The sequence below is a fragment of the Neobacillus sp. FW104-15D2 genome, assembly GCF_058790155.1.
The window spans coordinates 1-16,104 of sequence record NZ_JBYTCJ010000053.1 but is presented as its reverse complement, the minus strand read 5'-3'; the positions used below and the strand labels follow the sequence as shown (position 1 = coordinate 16,104).

At 37.0% G+C, this 16,104-nt stretch carries 15 protein-coding genes and 1 pseudogene; 4 read left to right on the top strand and 12 right to left on the bottom strand.

Going from position 1 to position 16,104, the window contains the following annotated elements:
• Positions 1-102: 102 nt before the first annotated feature.
• The 7 genes from AC3WR0_RS24765 to AC3WR0_RS24735 all read right to left on the bottom strand — a co-directional run bounded on the left by AC3WR0_RS24765 (position 103) and on the right by AC3WR0_RS24735 (position 9,515).
• Complete coding sequence (locus AC3WR0_RS24765; RefSeq protein WP_492554758.1) at positions 103-741, bottom strand: YcnI family copper-binding membrane protein; 639 nt, start codon at positions 739-741, stop codon at positions 103-105.
• 23 nt (positions 742-764) lie between these two features.
• Positions 765-2,417 (bottom strand): copper resistance protein CopC, encoded by a 1,653-nt coding sequence (locus AC3WR0_RS24760; RefSeq protein ID WP_492554757.1) that lies wholly within the window; start codon positions 2,415-2,417, stop codon positions 765-767.
• A complete protein-coding gene (locus AC3WR0_RS24755) occupies positions 2,417-3,010 on the bottom strand; it encodes a DeoR family transcriptional regulator (RefSeq protein WP_492554756.1) in 594 nt (197 codons plus the stop codon). Before AC3WR0_RS24755 ends, AC3WR0_RS24760 begins: the two co-directional genes overlap by 1 nt.
• A 469-nt stretch (positions 3,011-3,479) precedes the next feature.
• On the bottom strand, positions 3,480-4,718 hold the full coding sequence (sstT, locus tag AC3WR0_RS24750) for a serine/threonine transporter SstT (protein WP_492554755.1): 1,239 nt from the start codon (positions 4,716-4,718) through the stop codon (positions 3,480-3,482).
• A gap of 444 nt (positions 4,719-5,162) precedes the next feature.
• Complete coding sequence (locus tag AC3WR0_RS24745) at positions 5,163-6,029, bottom strand: proline iminopeptidase-family hydrolase (protein WP_492554754.1); 867 nt, start codon at positions 6,027-6,029, stop codon at positions 5,163-5,165.
• Positions 6,030-6,059: 30 nt separating this feature from the next.
• Entirely contained in the window at positions 6,060-7,604 is a 1,545-nt protein-coding gene (locus tag AC3WR0_RS24740; RefSeq protein ID WP_492554753.1) for a DUF4145 domain-containing protein, read from the bottom strand.
• Positions 7,605-7,643: 39 nt separating this feature from the next.
• Entirely contained in the window at positions 7,644-9,515 is a 1,872-nt protein-coding gene (locus AC3WR0_RS24735; protein ID WP_492554752.1) for a PDDEXK-like family protein, read from the bottom strand.
• 168 nt (positions 9,516-9,683) lie between these two features.
• Here AC3WR0_RS24735 and AC3WR0_RS24730 point away from each other — a divergent pair, with 168 nt between their 5' ends.
• Entirely contained in the window at positions 9,684-9,884 is a 201-nt protein-coding gene (locus tag AC3WR0_RS24730) for a hypothetical protein (RefSeq protein ID WP_492554751.1), read from the top strand.
• A 164-nt stretch (positions 9,885-10,048) separates the two neighbouring features.
• Here the strand turns inward: AC3WR0_RS24730 and AC3WR0_RS24725 are convergent, their stop codons facing one another.
• Positions 10,049-10,600 carry a GNAT family N-acetyltransferase gene (locus tag AC3WR0_RS24725; RefSeq protein WP_492554760.1) on the bottom strand — a complete coding sequence of 184 codons (552 nt, stop codon included), beginning with the start codon at positions 10,598-10,600 and terminating at the stop codon, positions 10,049-10,051.
• Positions 10,601-10,926: 326 nt separating this feature from the next.
• Between AC3WR0_RS24725 and AC3WR0_RS24720 the strand changes: the two genes are divergently transcribed.
• Positions 10,927-11,163: a hypothetical protein gene (locus AC3WR0_RS24720; protein WP_492554750.1), complete on the top strand. Its 237-nt coding sequence runs from the start codon at positions 10,927-10,929 to the stop codon at positions 11,161-11,163.
• A 21-nt stretch (positions 11,164-11,184) separates the two neighbouring features.
• On the opposite strand, the gene AC3WR0_RS24715 is transcribed toward AC3WR0_RS24720, so the two are convergent.
• Together AC3WR0_RS24715 and AC3WR0_RS24710 are read right to left on the bottom strand one after the other, a co-directional pair.
• Positions 11,185-11,619, bottom strand: coding sequence for a GNAT family N-acetyltransferase (locus AC3WR0_RS24715; protein WP_492554749.1), 435 nt, complete (start codon positions 11,617-11,619; stop codon positions 11,185-11,187).
• Positions 11,620-11,742: 123 nt separating this feature from the next.
• A complete protein-coding gene (locus AC3WR0_RS24710) occupies positions 11,743-12,363 on the bottom strand; it encodes a DUF3885 domain-containing protein (protein WP_492554759.1) in 621 nt (206 codons plus the stop codon).
• A 393-nt stretch (positions 12,364-12,756) separates the two neighbouring features.
• Between AC3WR0_RS24710 and AC3WR0_RS24705 the strand changes: the two are divergent.
• Positions 12,757-13,961, top strand: a pseudogene (locus AC3WR0_RS24705) (IS110 family RNA-guided transposase).
• Between the two features lie 139 nt (positions 13,962-14,100).
• On the opposite strand, the gene AC3WR0_RS24700 reads toward AC3WR0_RS24705, so the two are convergent.
• On the bottom strand, positions 14,101-14,901 hold the full coding sequence (locus tag AC3WR0_RS24700; RefSeq protein ID WP_492554748.1) for a leucine-rich repeat domain-containing protein: 801 nt from the start codon (positions 14,899-14,901) through the stop codon (positions 14,101-14,103).
• 468 nt (positions 14,902-15,369) lie between these two features.
• Between AC3WR0_RS24700 and AC3WR0_RS24695 the strand changes: the two genes are divergently transcribed.
• On the top strand, positions 15,370-15,582 hold the full coding sequence (locus AC3WR0_RS24695; protein ID WP_492554747.1) for a hypothetical protein: 213 nt from the start codon (positions 15,370-15,372) through the stop codon (positions 15,580-15,582).
• A 161-nt stretch (positions 15,583-15,743) separates the two neighbouring features.
• Here the strand turns inward: AC3WR0_RS24695 and AC3WR0_RS24690 are convergent, their stop codons facing one another.
• Positions 15,744-15,956: a DUF6366 family protein gene (locus AC3WR0_RS24690; RefSeq protein WP_492554746.1), complete on the bottom strand. Its 213-nt coding sequence runs from the start codon at positions 15,954-15,956 to the stop codon at positions 15,744-15,746.
• Between the last annotated feature and the right edge of the window lie 148 nt (positions 15,957-16,104).

Here is a 16,104-nt window from a genome sequence, read left to right as displayed (position 1 = left end):
AGTCCAGTACAATACCGGATTCATACCAGCCAATCGGCTGCTTAATATAAAACTCTAACTTTTGGGGGTCACATCACAAGTGTGAATAGGTCTTTTTCCTATCTATTTTTTACGAGCAGCTCGGAAAACAGCCACTAAGGATAGGACTACTGCAATAATTGATAAGATAAGTGGCAGAGAATTAGTTGTTCCGTTTGTTGAAGCTTTAGTTTCACTTTTTGTTTCTTCTTTCTTTGTATCATTTGTTTTTGCTTGGTGATCTTGATGATCTTCAGCAACACCTGCTACTATATCGGTTATGGAGTGAGGGGCTTTGGAATTTTCATCCCCTGTCCACTCTACAATTGTTCCATCTTTATAGTATTGATAGGCATTCCAAGCAATTTTAGTAGCATTATCAGGATTTTTGGCAACGAAAGTAAAGGATTGAAATTGTCCTGGCAGGATTCCCTCGCCGGTGGTTTCAAAACTGAATGTCTTTACTTTTCCCTTCGCATCTTTGTCAGCCGAATACTTCCATCCTGGAACTGGCTGGTAGGACATAATCTCCACGCCCTCTGGGGCTTTTAAAGTAAATTTCGTGGTAGGTATATCTTTCTCAACAGGTACCTTTACGGTATAGGTTTCCCATGCTCCAGTAGTGGAAGATTTCGGCACGACTGTTACGTGGGCACTAGCCACACTTGAAAATAAAAATAATCCTAGTACGGTTAATAAAAACATTTTAGATATTTTTTTCATTGTAATACTCCTTTTTTATTTTTTTATTGACTGCCAACCAAACAAGTAAAATTAGCATCCATTGTATCTAATTCCTTTGTTAGAACATGAACATGAACTTTCCATTTGCCGGACATATTGAAATTAAAACCTGTCCATTCATATGTACCTGGTCCTTGTTTCTTTAGTGTGACGGTATCTTCTCCCATATCCATCTCAAGTGAGGTGAAAGTAAGAGTCACTTGTTCAATATTCTTTAGTCTTTTTCCCTGTGAATCTGTTAGAAAGACCTTAAACTCATTCTTTCCAATAGTGTTGGGAGAGGCTTCGAACGTAATCTCATTTCTATGTTTATCTTTTTTAGTTTCACTGAACGGTCCCGGGGAAGCCATTGCGGTCGGCAAATTGGTTAAAATCACCGACAGAAGCAAAACGCTGATGCCAGTTGCTAATTCTGTCTTCATAGAGAAAGGAAGCCCTTTGTCTAACAGTTGTCGTCCGTGTATAGAATTAAAAGCAGCAAGAAGCACCATGATCACCAGGAGCAATGCCTTAACCAACAAAACTCTTCCATAGTCATTATGGATAAGTGCCTGTAAGGAAGGGATAAATAAAAAGCTGCCATAGATTCCCGTTATTGATAATAGGATAACCAGGATAACTCCCCATTTAAAAAATCGCTGGATACAATCAAACATAAGGCTTCTGAATTCCTGAGAGCGAATCAAAGGAATTAAAAGCACCAAACAAAGTAAATTCCCTATCCAAATGGACGCAGTAAGCAGATGGAGAAAATCCATCGTCATCGGCAGGATAGGATGGGATGAAGAAGCAGCATGGCTAGTGAATGTCTTTGTTACCAATAACCCGATGCCCAAAACAAAGGTGAGCCAGACCCATAACCTATTGGTGAAATAATGAAAACAGACCAAAAGAACTGGAAGCCCGAGAAAAATCAATATGATAATTTGGGCAATCCAAGGTTTTCCGAAAGATGAGCTGAATAATATCTTACTAATTACACTGCCGGAAAATACTTTGGTCCATGGCAAATTGGATTCAATGGTCGCCTGTAATGGCAAGGATAAAATGATACTTAAAGCCAACAGACCATATGAAAACTTGAGAACCATACTTAGGCGCATTTTTATCTGGGTGTTATGTAATAAATCCTTTGGCATGACAAAAAGGAAAAAGAATAGGATTCCAACCAGAAATGAATTACTGACATATTGAATCCAATGAATAACGATTAAATCAGCTTTTGGAGTATAACCGCTTGTCTCTTGCTTAGTTTCACTTGTATCAGGTTTTTGAGATATATTGCCGATTTGGAAAGGAATGGCTCCTTGAACCGGATGTCCATCACTTGATACCACGCGCCAGTTAATTCTGTATGTGCCATTTCCCAACTCATCTTTGAGACTGCATTCTAGGATGGCTGAATTATCGGGATTTATCTGACCATCTTTCCGGTCAACCCGCTTTCCACTTGAATCAAACACTTGAATTGATTGAAAGGCAGGCTGGATCTCCTCATCAAATTGAATCCATACTTTACCGGGAGCTTGGTTAAGCACTTGATTTTCCGATGGGTTAGATTTTGTAATAAAAGCATGGGCTGAAGAGTTTCCTGGAAAAGAAAAGATGACGATAAGAATTAAAATGATAAAAGACGCAATTCTTTTTTGTCCCATTAATCCACTGACTCCTCGCGGCTATGACACCCGCAACTCCTCTTTCCAGCCATTCTCAGTTCAATTTCTCTTATTGCCTCTTCAAACCCTAGAACGATACCCCCAAATCCTTTTTTAAACTGCTCAGCCTGTTTTCTTGAACTGAATGCAAGAACCTGGGGCTGACAGCAATTTAAATTAAAATCAGCATCTAACAAAAAGTGAGCCAATTTAGCGCTTATCGTCATGTCATTAAGAAAATCACGGCAAATGATTTGCGACACTTGATCCTCAATCGTCTTAAATCGTAATAAACCGCAATGTGGGCAGCATAGCTGCTCTACTTTTAAATCATGAGTTATTATCTGCACTGGGTTTCGGCTAAAAGAATCTTTTAAACAGTAAGTGCAGCCTTTTATGATTTCTTCTTTCTGGTTCGTTAGGCAAAGTCCGCCGGAGGTTTTTACGATCCTTCTTTCTTCTAACAATGGCTTTATATCCCGGTACACTGTCATTTCAGATACACCTAACCTTGCACTAATATCCGAAATTGAGAGGGTACCTTCGTCCTTTAGCCACTTTAATAATTGTTGTTTTCTTTCATTTGGCAACATGGTACCTGCCACCTTTTCTAAAGAAATTAATGTGCACATTTTCACCATAATATATTTAACCACTATGAACAAGGTGGAAATGTGAACAAAATGTGAAAAAACATCAATTATTTAACAACTATTCACAATTATTAACAAGATAAGCTAAAAACAAACATAAAAAAATCGCCTATATGGCGATTTTATCTTTCTTTTTTACATTATTTCTTAAAATAAAATGCCACGTTGTGCAATAAGCCTATTTGCTAATTTTACCATATAATCACTAGTAATAATGCTAAAAGCAGTGCGATTTCGGGTGTGGAATCCACTGCTTTTATACTTGTTTTTATATATACTTTTTCCTACGTGGGTACTCCAAAAGAGAACGGCTTAGTAATACCGGGGGGCACCTGTTAGCAGTACAGGCTCTTTTTTATAACTGTCCTAACTCGGGTACATATCACTGGAATACAAGAGCTTCTTACTATTATGATGCTTTCTGAATTTTAATCGTCTTTCCTTCTTTACGCCATTTCTTATATTCAGCAGTTGCTGTGAAAAGAACGTCTGTGGATGAGTTAAGGGCGGTTTCAAATGAGTCTTGTAAAACACCAATGATAAAGCCTACACCTACTACTTGCATGGCAACATCAGCTGGGATGCCAAATAAGCTGCAAGCTAAAGGAATCAGCAATAGTGAACCGCCTGCAACCCCTGAAGCACCGCAGGCACATAAAGCTGATAGTAAGATTAGGATGATCGCTGTAGGAATATCCACGTGAATGCCAAGAGTATGAACGGCTGCAAGTGTCAGAACAGAGATCGTAACCGCGGCACCAGCCATATTAATGGTTGCACCAAGAGGAATAGAGACAGAATAAGAATCTTTATCTAATTTTAACTCTTCACATAATCTCATATTTACAGGAATATTTGCTGCTGAGCTACGTGTAAAGAATGCTGTGATGCCACTTTCCTTTAGACATTTAAAAACAAGTGGATATGGATTTTGCCGTATATTAACAAACACAATGATTGGATTAACAACAAGGGCCACGAAGAGCATGGATCCAAGTAAGACAACAAGTAATTTCCCATAACTTAGTAATGAGTTAATTCCATTGGTGGTAATGGAGTCAATCACGAGACCCATGATTCCAAAGGGTGCGAGCTTGATGACCCATGTAACCATTTTAGATACGGCATCTGAAAAATTGGAAATCAATGTTTTTGTGGTATCAGAGGCATTTTTTAATGCCAAACCAAGAAGGACTGCCCATGCTAAAATACCGATGTAGTTCGCATTATAGATAGCTTTTACAGGATTATCGACAACATTCATTAGTAATGTTTTGAGAACTTCCGCCACACCGCCAGGAGCGGTCACATCCTGTGCGCTCTTGGCAAGCGATATACTGACAGGAAAAATAAAAGATACAATAACGGCAAATAAACCAGCTAAAAAGGTACCTAATAGATATAGAAAGAGAATGGATTTCATATTCGTTTGGTGACCTTTTTTGTGTTGAGCGATCGCTGACATAACCAAGAAGAGCACTAATACTGGAGCAATAGCTTTTAAAGCACCTACAAATAAAGAACCTAAAATGACTATAGGTTTTGCTACTTCAGGAATCGTTACTGCCAGGATAATACCAATGATCAATCCCGCAATGATTTGTTTTACCAAACTGATTTGATTCCATTTTTTCAAAAAGCTTTTCAAAAATAATCTCCCCCATCTATGTAAAAATTTTTTATGGAAAAACATTATTCAATTAAGTTGAGTAATTTTCCTAATTTAACAAAGTGTATCTTTTAAGAAACGGTAAACTTAACAATTTTTATAAGGAGGATGACCATTTAGATTACTTATCTATCAATCGATTATTATCAATGAATAGTATTATAATGAATTTTTTGATATTTTACAATAGTGTTTATTCGGTTAGATTAAATCATTGTTAATGTAAACGGTTAATAAATAAGTAATAATGGAAAAACGCCTGTTGAGAGTGAAATAATTTTTTTTTCGAGAGTGTGCTTCAGGTTTATTCTGTTAATAATTACTTAAGGTTTTTTCATTCCAATGCCCTAGTATCCATAAAAGAAAAATAAAGGTGTAAATACAAAACCTCCTCAAGATATAATTGAGGAGGTTTTAAGTTCATTAGTCAACGCTTTTTAGAAAATCGCTCATTACCCGTAAATATTCTTCCGTTTCCTCCACATACGGCATATGCGCACTGTTTTCAAATACATGAAAATGGGAATTCGGTGTCAGGCTGCTGTAATACTCGGTTGATTCCGGAGTCGCTTCATCATAACGGCCACATGTATAAAGAGTTGGGCAGGTTATTTCCTTTAATTGCGTGGTGCAGTCAAAGGTTTTCAGGTTACCCATTACCGTAAATTCAGATGGCCCCCACATGATCTCATACACCTCTGGATTCCGATACTTCCTTCCCTCTTTCAGCCATTCAGGGAAAGGATCTAATCGGCAAACAAAATTCTTATTGAACTCCTCGATGGCCTTTTCAAATTCTTCCGAATCGGTTGTACCATTCTCTTCACAGCGAATAATCGTTTCCTGAATTTCTGTTGGCAGCTTTTCAATATTCCTTTTTTGGTCCTGTTCCCATAATGGAGCACTGAGGCAAGAACTAGAGAAGATGATACTCTTAACACCGATTGGTTGTGTCAGAGCGTATGCCGCAGCAAGTGTGGTTCCCCATGAATGGCCTAGAATGTGCACTTCATCTAGTTTGAGTTCTTCTCGAATCTGGCCGAGTTCCTCCACAAACCGTTCAATTTTCCAAAGTGATTCATCCTCTGGCCGGTCCGACCTGCCGCAGCCAAGCTGATCATACAAAATAACTGGCCGGTCTTTACCTAGTTCCTTTAGTCCCTGAAATGAATAGCTGGATGAACCTGGACCCCCGTGCAATACAATGACAGGTGTTCCGCTGGCATCCTTATTATATAATTCATACCAGACCTTTCCGCCTGTTACACTTACAAAGCCTTCTTCACGCATTTTATCTCCCCCTCATTCCCATAAAAGCTTTTATTCAGCTTTTAAAAGCGGTATATCCACTTCTACACCCAGACGCTTGAAGATTTTCTCGAGTGTTTCTAACCCGGATTTCGGATTGATTTTTGTCTCAAGATAATAGATTTCCCCAGTTAACTCGGACTTATAGGTATGCATTTGGACAAAATGCCGGTTATCCTTATGAATGGGTTCAAGTGCAATCGCATATCGTTTTCCGCCATCCGTTGAGCCAAGGATAATTCCCTCTTTTATAAGATCATACAAAGGTAAATTTTTAGCTTCCATCCAGTTCAACGCTTCTTTCCATATGGATGGAACACTTTCACCCCGTATGACACTCTTTACATCTCCAAACGTAACCTTTACATAAAGAGAATCCCACTTTTTATAGCTTTTACGCTGCTCCTCAGTAGGCTCTTCTGCTTCAGTTACTGCAACGGATTTTTCCTTCACTTTGGACTTAAGCTGTTCAAACAGTTTTTCAATCGTACCAACGCCGACATTATCATATTTTGCGAGAGTAACCAGCTCGTTTGGAAGCTGGCCCACCGTTTTGATCTGATTTTCATTTAGCTGTCTTAACAGGCCAGGTATTCCCGTGAACTCATCTGCAGTAAGTGTCACTTTCGATAGTTCTTCTGTCACGACGATATGGTCTGCTTTATAGAAGAAAAATAATTCTCCCTGGCGTTTTAATGTCAGGTTTCTGCGAGTCTTTTCCTCTTCTATAAAGACTTTCAGTTCTTCAAAAAAGAGCTCATCGTTCTTTTCACCGTAACGTTTCACTTTCTTATGAAGTCCCTCAAAGTTGTTTGGCAGCTCGCTCATGATTCGTGCTTCCTGCTCAGCTCCGAGTCTAATCAAGAAAGTCTCCGATTTTTCAAAACGCTGTGGCAGTAAAAAAGCATCCCGAAGGAAGTACGGTACATCTAGCTTTCGGCCTTTGTATGTAAGGGTACGAATAGGTGTGAAGCCCGGAGTTTCTTGAACCTCTAGTTCTGGAACTTCTACAGTTGCAGCCACTTCCTGTTGAGCAGGAAGCTCCGCAGGTTTTTCTGCTTGATTTTTCAAAAGCTCCTCAAGTCCCTTTAGCCTTACTTCAAGCTCACTCATATCGAAAACTTTTTCTGTCTGAGGTGAGGGATCCTGATATTCAGGAACATTCACTTCCACCGGTCCATAAACCTCAACATACCATTTTACAATGCTATATAACGCTTCCCAGGATAAGAGTGCTTCCGAAAACCTGAACATACGCGCATCATGTGCAGCCTGATTTCCCAATCTCCTCACCAAATGAAGATCATCACGAATTTCAGGAATCAAATATCCATTTTCATTTAGAAGATCCAGTCTTTCTTTTAAAGAAGTTCTTGGATCTTCCGCAATTTTTTCTGCTTGTACAACCTGCTGTAAGATGTTCTCCACAAAAATCCTTGCATGCGTAAGCATCGTCCTTGGACTAGTAAAGATACTGTTTTCCAATTCCTTTGCCAGCAGTGCCAGTTCCTTCGAAATCGGTTCTAAAAATTGATAGAAATAAAACTTATTCTCCATAACGACCTCCCGGTTAGTAATCTATCTTAATATTAATAATTATTTTCTGAAAAAGGAATATACTTTGCGTAAATATGACTGAACTAGTCTATCAATCTTATACAAAAGCTCCTGATTCTTTTGATCCTCAAATAACCTTACCATTTCACGATATAATTCCTTTTCGTCCTCCCAATTTTCAATAACAACAGACTTTGAGAACAATCTTGTATATCTGGCACTTGGTAGTTTAGATTGTGATGAGAAGGAAACGCCCATCTCCTCTAAACATTCAATAATCTTTAATCGATTTTCAGCTTGGAGCGGTCCAAGTTCTAGAGTGAGTTTTAGCCGTTCATCCCTTAACCGGTCAAACCAATAAGTGAAGGTGCTATCATGCCACCACCATTTTTCTCGAGTCACACCGTAGCCTTTTTCTAATTCTCGAAATGCACCCACCAGGAATGAGGCATTTCGATTCCCGATTCGGTACTCATTAGAATCAATGCCTTGTGCCTCAGCGAATTTAATAAATGCTTTTTCAGGAAAATGAACAGCAGTATGCCTAACTGATTGTATTTCTTGTTGGATTTCAAATTCCTCTCTGGCTTCTATTGATTCTACTGCTGAGGCTATTTTCTTAAACAAATCAATCAGTGACGGATCATGATATAAATTCTCCATCCCATTCACAATTTCTTGTTTATTTGCCCAGTCTGTAATATTTAATGTCTGTGTATATATTTTCGTATATTTCTTGCCTTCTAGTTTTGCTGTAGGACGAATTGGAATCCCTTGGTTTTCAAGAGCATTTAAAAACTTCAGCCTGCTCTCAAATGGTACTGGTCCTACTTCAACATTGACTTTTAATCTTTCATCCCAAGTACGTTCAAACCAAATGATTAGACCATGGCCTCGCCAATATCCTTGTTCTGGTTCTCCAATAGTCTCGGCAAAATCGAGCCACTCCGGTAAAATAAAATTCGGTACCTGAACATGTGCCATATAAACCTCTGCAGGGAGTTCTTCATGTTTAACAAAGGTTAAAAAAGCTTCCCGCAGAACATTGCTTCCTATTTTGAAAATATAATCTATTGTTTGTTTCTTTTTATCATAGATTCTCTTTAAGCCCTCTTGCTGCACAGCAGATATTTCATCCCAATCGGTATAAATATCCTTGTAGCGTGGCTGCTTCCGTAGCTCTATATGCTGACTCAGATATAGAAAATCAATAGCAGCTTTGTTCGATTGATATACCTCCTGAGCAAGCTGAATGGCTTCCTCATCTTGTACCAGTTCTTCCTTTAAAATAGCTGTATAATACATTAAGAATTCATAGATCCTGTCAGAAATTGCTTCACGATTTAGTTCGATATGTAAGAGAATAATATCCAGGACATCATTATAGTCCAGCACCCAATATTCAGGATGCGTAGGAGCGTCACTTCGAAGTGTTAAAAACAGTGGAAGTATGGTGTAGCCTTGATAATTATCTTTTGCATATGTTAAATAATCATCAAGCTGTCCAATTGACTCTGCCGCATGAAATTTATTTTCAATGACCAAAACCAGCTTTTGGGAAGGAACAACAATGAGTAAATCAATATAACGTCCATTTTTTGTTTTTACTTCACGGTAGACTTCTGTATCCGAGTAAGAGGCATACATATATGATAGCAAATTGATATTCGCTGATTTTTCTTCATTTTCTACTCTTGTTAGCAGTCGAGATACAAGTTTTTTTATAAAGAAATTCCCTAACTGATGATTTTCATATGGATCGAGTAACCACGCTAAAACATTGGAATGTCGTATTTCAAACTGATCAACACGCAAAACCTTCAATGGGTTGAATTGATGGAACTTTTGATGAAGCTGGGCAAACTCTTTCGAATGATCCAACTGTGCGATACTTTCAATAGAAAATGACATATAGATTTCTCCCCGTTTACTCTCTCTAATAGATACTTATTCTTAACTTTTATACTACTAAAGTTGATAAGCAAATGAAAGGAAAGTAAAATTCCAAACTAACCAATCAACTCCAATAAATGTTAAAATTGAGCTAAGAGATTTTTTACGTGAAGGGAGGATTTACATATGTATAAAATACCTAATAATAAGGTTGAAAGCATTGAGCCTCTTAAATTTTCTGATTTAGGAATGCATTCAAACATATGTATTTGCGCTGCACAAAGAAAGTGGAAAAGCCTATCACAAATTCGCCAAGAATTAGTACCGAGGAAACATCCTATCAAACTTGATAACGGGTTTACTTGTAAGGTGCAAAACGTTAAATAACAGACCTTATCACACAGCAAATAACGTTATTTTACAACACAAATCACAGTAAATTTCACAGTCAAAAAGGCATAGAGTTATTTTCAACTCTATGCCTTTTTTTGCATTATCTTATTTCACTAAAGCACCCTTTACTTTAAGTGTATTAATTCACAAACCTTAAATTACTGATTTATAATGAAGTCACGCTTTAACATTGAATACATATATAAATCATCGAATTTTCCAACTGTAAACTCATAATTTCTCAAAAGTCCTTCTCTCATAAACCCCTGTCTTTCTACTAATCTTTGAGAGGGTAAATTAAGAGGTTCTATTAACGCTTCTATCCGTTGTAAATTCATCTGTTCAAATCCATACCCTATAACAGCCTCAAAAGCCTCACTTGCTATCCCTTTGCCCCAATATTCTTTACTTAACTCAATACCAATTTCAGAACGATAATGCTTTGAGACCAAGTTTAAAAAACCACAACTACCAATCACCTCCCCTTCATCCTTTAATGTAATCCCCCATCTTATTCCTGTTTTCTTTTCCAATAACGATTGATACCACGAAATTTCATCCAATGCGTCATTAATGGAATTGAAGGGTTCTAATCCAATATGCTTTATTACATCTTTATTAGACAAATACTTTAAAAGACTGCCTGCATCCTCATTTGTTACTTGTCTTAGAATCAATCTCTCAGTTTCAATTATAGGAAATTCACTAATGTTTACCACAATAAATCCCTCCCCCTATATTTTTTATTCATACACTTACCTGAATAAAAGGACATTGCTGTTTTCAAGTAAACTGCCCGTTAGCACAATAAGAAAAAAGATGCTGCCGTAGCAACATCTTAATTAACATAAGCCCCCGTTAGATTAAGTACATTTCTTCACAATATGATCGTATTGTTCATTAATTTAGTTTGAAAATTCTTTGAGATTTTTCTTTCAACCCTATTCATTTCTAATCCACATTGGGATATTATTGTTTGTAAGAACATAAGCTATGGAGCTTATTGACTGTTCCTAATCTAAAAGGGGGCTGCATTATGTCTCAGCATACAATAACAATGCTAAAGACTTTGAAACAATTTGAAAAATGCCAAATCACATTGACATTTAATGACCAATCAAATAAACCAGTTGTTACAGTTGCTTACATAAGCGATTCCTATCACGTAACTTATATTGAAAGCCAATTTGTTGAAACATACAATGATGTTAATTCAACACTTTCAGCAATAAACATTGCGATAATAAATGAAACTCTTGAAACCTCTATTTAATTGCCCCCAAGAATACGGATATTAGTTAGATTGAGGTAACATTTTAATAAAATATTTTGGGGATTCCGTAAACCCTTGCCGCATATAAAACCTATGTGCATCTTTTCTCCTTGAATGGCAATGCACTTCGATTCTATCGCAATTTCTTTTTATGGCTAAATCAGTACAATATTCTTCTATCTTACGTCCTAACCCCTTACTTCTAATGTTTTTATCAACCGCAAAGTAACTTATCCTTGCGAAATCTCCTTTTACAGCTAATTGAGGTATGAAATGAACCGAAATTAAAGCTATAACACTCTGATCTTCTTCAAACACTAAAAACACCTCATTCGGATCCCTAAGAAGTATTTCAACTTTTTTCTTTATAAAAAGTTCCGTATCTGGATAGTCCAACTGGTTTAATAACAAACAAATTTGCTTCCAATCCTCAACCTTCGCTTTTCTTATCCCCATTCATTCCACTCCCCAATATTATCAACTCATTTATACGTATAAGAAGCTTTGTTTTTTTATTCAATTAAACTGCTTCGTTTTGTTCAATAAGAAAAGAGCTGCTGCCGCAACTCCTTAATTCATTTATATAAATACCTTGTCTATTTCATTCCTATCGTAATCTAAAATCCAATCGTTGTATCCTTCATAAATATTTCTAATCGATTCGGGCGATGTCGCTAATAAATCACAACCTCTGTCATCGTAAACGTGTAAGATAGTCTTCTTATTGATATTAATGAAGTAAACTCTATGGAAAATACTCGGTTTCAACCCCAAGTCTTGATTGCAAATTGCTTTTAATAATGGGACGTATTTAAAATCAGATGTTTTGCAGCATAGAGAAAATCTGTGAGTTTTATATGTACCTTCTTCATCATCTTCTGGGAATATATAAGGTATTGCTTGGTGTGTCAGCCTTAACAATAATGATTTTTCAACATAGCGAGAAAAGTTCTTTAACTGATGTCTAATGTTTTTACCCCTATCAAAATCATTTACATCCATCACGACAAAAATATCATCCATAGGAGAATGTAAAGCTTCAAATAACGTAATTGCCCTTTTATAACATCGCAGTACATAAGGGTTGTTGGGGTAGTCATATTCCCTTTTCCACTCCACCCCTAGTTCAAACCGTATACCAATTTCCCAACAATAAAACAAGGGTGGTCTTAGTTCTAAGTTTGGAAAATTCTCATTCATAAAATTGTTTAAAAGCATTTTGCACCTCTTTTCTTACCATCATTATCTCATCGCTCTTGAACTATCCTGCCCGTTAGCACAATAAGAAAAACTGCCAAAATGACAGCCCCGACTTCAACTCTTGCACCCGTTAGCCATCCATGAATCGCAAAAAATTTGCGCTTCACCACAGAGAATGAAAATGAATTCAATCCGTCAATACTGATTCTACGGCTGGGAGAGGAAGGTCGATGAACTATGGTGCGTTAGAGCCCATCCGTTAGTCTGACTCCAACGACCACGGTGCACCACTGACTGTCGCTCCCTTACGGGAAGCACACATGGTAGATTAATCCCATTCTGGTTGCTGCACCAGCCTCTAATTATCTTAGAGCCGTAGAAAGGATGTTTTCAATGGATATAGTCATTGAAAGAGCATGCGGTATGGATGTTCATAAAGACAACATTACTGCCTGTATTATGACACCTGAAGGAAAGGAGATTCAAACGTTTTCCACTAAAACTGTATTCCTACTAAAGTTAGTGGATTGGATTAAATCGCAGGGCTGCACTCATGTTGCCATGGAAAGCACAAGTGTATATTGGAAGCCTATTGTAAATCTACTAGAAGCTGAGGAAATTGAGTTTTTAGTTGTAAATGCCCAACACATGAAGGCTGTTCCAGGTCGCAAGACCGATGTAAAAGATGCAGAATGGATTGCCAAACTACTTCGTCATGGACTGCTCAAGGCCAGTTATATTCCTGACCGTAATCAACGTGAGCTGCGTGAACTAGTAAGGTATCGTAGAAGTATTATCGAAGAACGTGCTAGGCAGCACAATCGAATTCAAAAGGTGTTAGAAGGAGCGAACATTCAGATGTGATGGGAGTTTCAGCACGAGATATGCTCGACGCTATTGCCGAAGGAGAAGAAGATCCTGAAAAACTAGCAAACTTCGCTCGACGCACCAAGAAAAAGAAGAAAGACGAGTTAGAGCTCGCCTTAAAAGGTTATATCCATTCACATCAACGTCTTATGTTAAAAACCATCTTAGGACATATTGACTTTTTGACTGAACAAATTCAAATGCTAGACCAGGAAGTGGCCAATAGAATGAGCGCGCATCAAGAAGATATTGAGCGATTAGACTCTATTCCTGGCATAGCTACTAGAATGGCAGAACAAATTTTATCTGAAATCGGAACAGATGTGAAGAAACAATTCCCTACTGCAGCTCATATGTGTTCTTGGGCAGGATTGGTTCCTGGGCAAAATGAAAGCGCTGGAAAAAGAAAATCAGCCAAAACTAAAAAAGGAAATAAGTATTTAAGATCGGCGTTAACAGAAGCAGCTCATTCAGTAAGAGGATCCAAAAACTATCTCGGAGCACTGTATAGGCGTACAGCATCACGAAAAGGCAAGAAACGAGCAGGAATTGTAGTAGCTCATGCCATGTTACGCATCTCTTATTATCTCATAACCCGAAAAGAAATGTATGTAGACTTAGGCGAAGACTACTTTGACAAGCAGAGACAACAATCCATCGTCCGTCCTTCACTAAGAAGGCTCGAAAGTTTAGGCTATATAGTCACTCTACAAGAACCTAAAGCATCTTAATCCAGTCCACTTTTCTACAATAGATCATGAATTGGGCGCTCTCCCCTTTTTTAAAAAAGAATGAGCTGCGTCTTATTTTAGTATTGCCTTTTTCCTTTTTCATAGAAGTTTATTTTCATGGTAGTTAAATAAGAAATATTTATGTTATTTGGTATTTCTTTTGAAACACCTCAAACTGTTTTTCGTATTTTTGTAGCTTTTCAATATCTTTAGTTGAATTCAAGAATGGTTTTCGCTTTCCAATAACCATAATATCCTTTCCATCTATTGGGTCATCCTTCAGTTTAACGTAAGGATGAAAATATTCGCATTTAGTATGAGGCAGCTTAACTGACAACATTGCATATTCTTCCGTAGGGAATTGGTTCGATAAACTGAGTTCCAATAAACCCTTTAAATGAGATATAGGTTCTAAAGATTCATCTTTTAGCTTTAGGTTTGATAATCCCAAAATTTTAAGGTTTTGAAGCTGTTTGATAGGTTCAATTGTGTCGATATTTAAGGTTGTCCAAATCCCCCCAGCCAAATTTAATTCCTCTAAGGAATAGCACAATCCGATTGGGTCAATTTGGTTCAATCGTTTAAAATCCTCAATAGAAAGGTATTTCAAATTAGGATTTTTCGACATATCCCATAATTTACTTGCTTTGGGATTCCAACAAAGATACAACTTTTCTACGTTTTTAAGCCGTTCTAAAGCTGATAAGTCTTCAACTCTCATTTCATATATGTATAATGTTGTAGGATTGATGGAGTTAATAATTAAATCAAATTCTTTTTGATTAACAGTGTATATCCAAACTGTTTCAATGTCAGTAAAGTTACTCAAATACTCAAGATTTTGAGTCTTCCCTTGAAGTGCAATCTCTTTTGGAGACTCTTTAATGTCTTTCAAATCCTTAATAAATTTTGGTTGTTTCCCAGTAGGAAATAGCAGCATTTCAATCCTCCGTTAAGAAAATTTATAAAAAAGCACATCTTTCGATACTCAACAATAGGCATACATAGGTATTAATTGCAACACCACTCAATTCGTTTCCTTGTTGAACTAACCTGCCCGTTAGCCATCCATGCAGCACAAAATCAGTGCTGCACCACAAAGAATGAAAATGGTTTGGAAGTGTCAATACTGATACTGACCTTAATCCAGTCAACCCAATCCATAGACTTATTAATTATCGCTCTCCTCTTTTTTTTAACGATTGAGCAGGGTCTTCTTAAGTATTGTCATTTTTCCAATCTTGAAGAAACTTATTTTCATGGTAGTTCAACAAGATTAAAGCAGTATTGTCAAACGTATCTGTAATAAAATGACAAATTTATGAATATAGCGAAAAACTCTTTTCATTTTCAGTTTTAATTGATACTATTCATATTAAAACAGTAGGAATAGTAGGTGTATCCAAAGGTGTCTTTGTATGAAAAATTACCAAGTGATTTTTTGATTCAATTTTATTATGAAGTGCAGAAATTGATTTCAAAAGGATTAGTTTCTAAAAATATGTACTATGAATTAGGGCTAATAATTGCAGCTGCATCAAGAAGAGGGATACTATTGGATAAGCCAAAAGATTTGGAACAACACATTGTCCACGAATTATTAATGGATTTAAGTAACTAGAATTCCGCCGTGATTGAATAAATAGTTAATCGAATAGGTCTTCCATTAAACAAACAAAAAGCCACTGATAAAACTCAGTGGCTTTCTTCAACTAAAGCACCCGTTAGCACAATAAGAAAAGCCGCCTTCGATTCGATGGCAGCAAACTCTTCAAAAAATCTTTAAAAAATCAGTTTATATAAAACAAATCCAACTATTAATACAACAATTAATAATCCTGTCCCTTTCCAACCCATACCACCAGTTAAATCAGTTAAATTCCCATTACTTCCTCTATTTAATGAATCGTTTAATGAACCAGTTGGATTATTTTTTAATTCACCTTGTCTTAAACGTTCTCTTTTTTCTTCAGGCGTTTCATCGTGATTATTCAAACTAAACACCCCCTACGAATAGTTTCTATTGTGTATATATTCTATATTTTATCGTCTATACCTTCTTACACTAGTCGAGTAGAAGGGAGCCTTTCTACCTTGCGGTAAATTGTACTCCTCCCCCCTCACAGAACCGTGCTTGCGCTAT

Excerpts from the sequence above, each read along its gene's own strand:
- AC3WR0_RS24710 (WP_492554759.1), bottom strand. The coding sequence starts at position 12,363 with ATGAATGAGAATTTTCCAAACTTAGAACTAAGACCACCCTTGTTTTAT.
- AC3WR0_RS24720 (WP_492554750.1), top strand. The coding sequence starts at position 10,927 with ATGTCTCAGCATACAATAACAATGCTAAAGACTTTGAAACAATTTGAA.
- AC3WR0_RS24745 (WP_492554754.1), bottom strand. The coding sequence starts at position 6,029 with ATGCGTGAAGAAGGCTTTGTAAGTGTAACAGGCGGAAAGGTCTGGTAT.
- AC3WR0_RS24755 (WP_492554756.1), bottom strand. The coding sequence starts at position 3,010 with ATGTTGCCAAATGAAAGAAAACAACAATTATTAAAGTGGCTAAAGGAC.
- AC3WR0_RS24730 (WP_492554751.1), top strand. The coding sequence starts at position 9,684 with ATGTATAAAATACCTAATAATAAGGTTGAAAGCATTGAGCCTCTTAAA.
- AC3WR0_RS24715 (WP_492554749.1), bottom strand. The coding sequence starts at position 11,619 with ATGGGGATAAGAAAAGCGAAGGTTGAGGATTGGAAGCAAATTTGTTTG.
- AC3WR0_RS24700 (WP_492554748.1), bottom strand. The coding sequence starts at position 14,901 with ATGCTGCTATTTCCTACTGGGAAACAACCAAAATTTATTAAGGATTTG.
- AC3WR0_RS24760 (WP_492554757.1), bottom strand. The coding sequence starts at position 2,417 with ATGGGACAAAAAAGAATTGCGTCTTTTATCATTTTAATTCTTATCGTC.
- AC3WR0_RS24740 (WP_492554753.1), bottom strand. The coding sequence starts at position 7,604 with ATGGAGAATAAGTTTTATTTCTATCAATTTTTAGAACCGATTTCGAAG.
- AC3WR0_RS24735 (WP_492554752.1), bottom strand. The coding sequence starts at position 9,515 with ATGTCATTTTCTATTGAAAGTATCGCACAGTTGGATCATTCGAAAGAG.
- AC3WR0_RS24765 (WP_492554758.1), bottom strand. The coding sequence starts at position 741 with ATGAAAAAAATATCTAAAATGTTTTTATTAACCGTACTAGGATTATTT.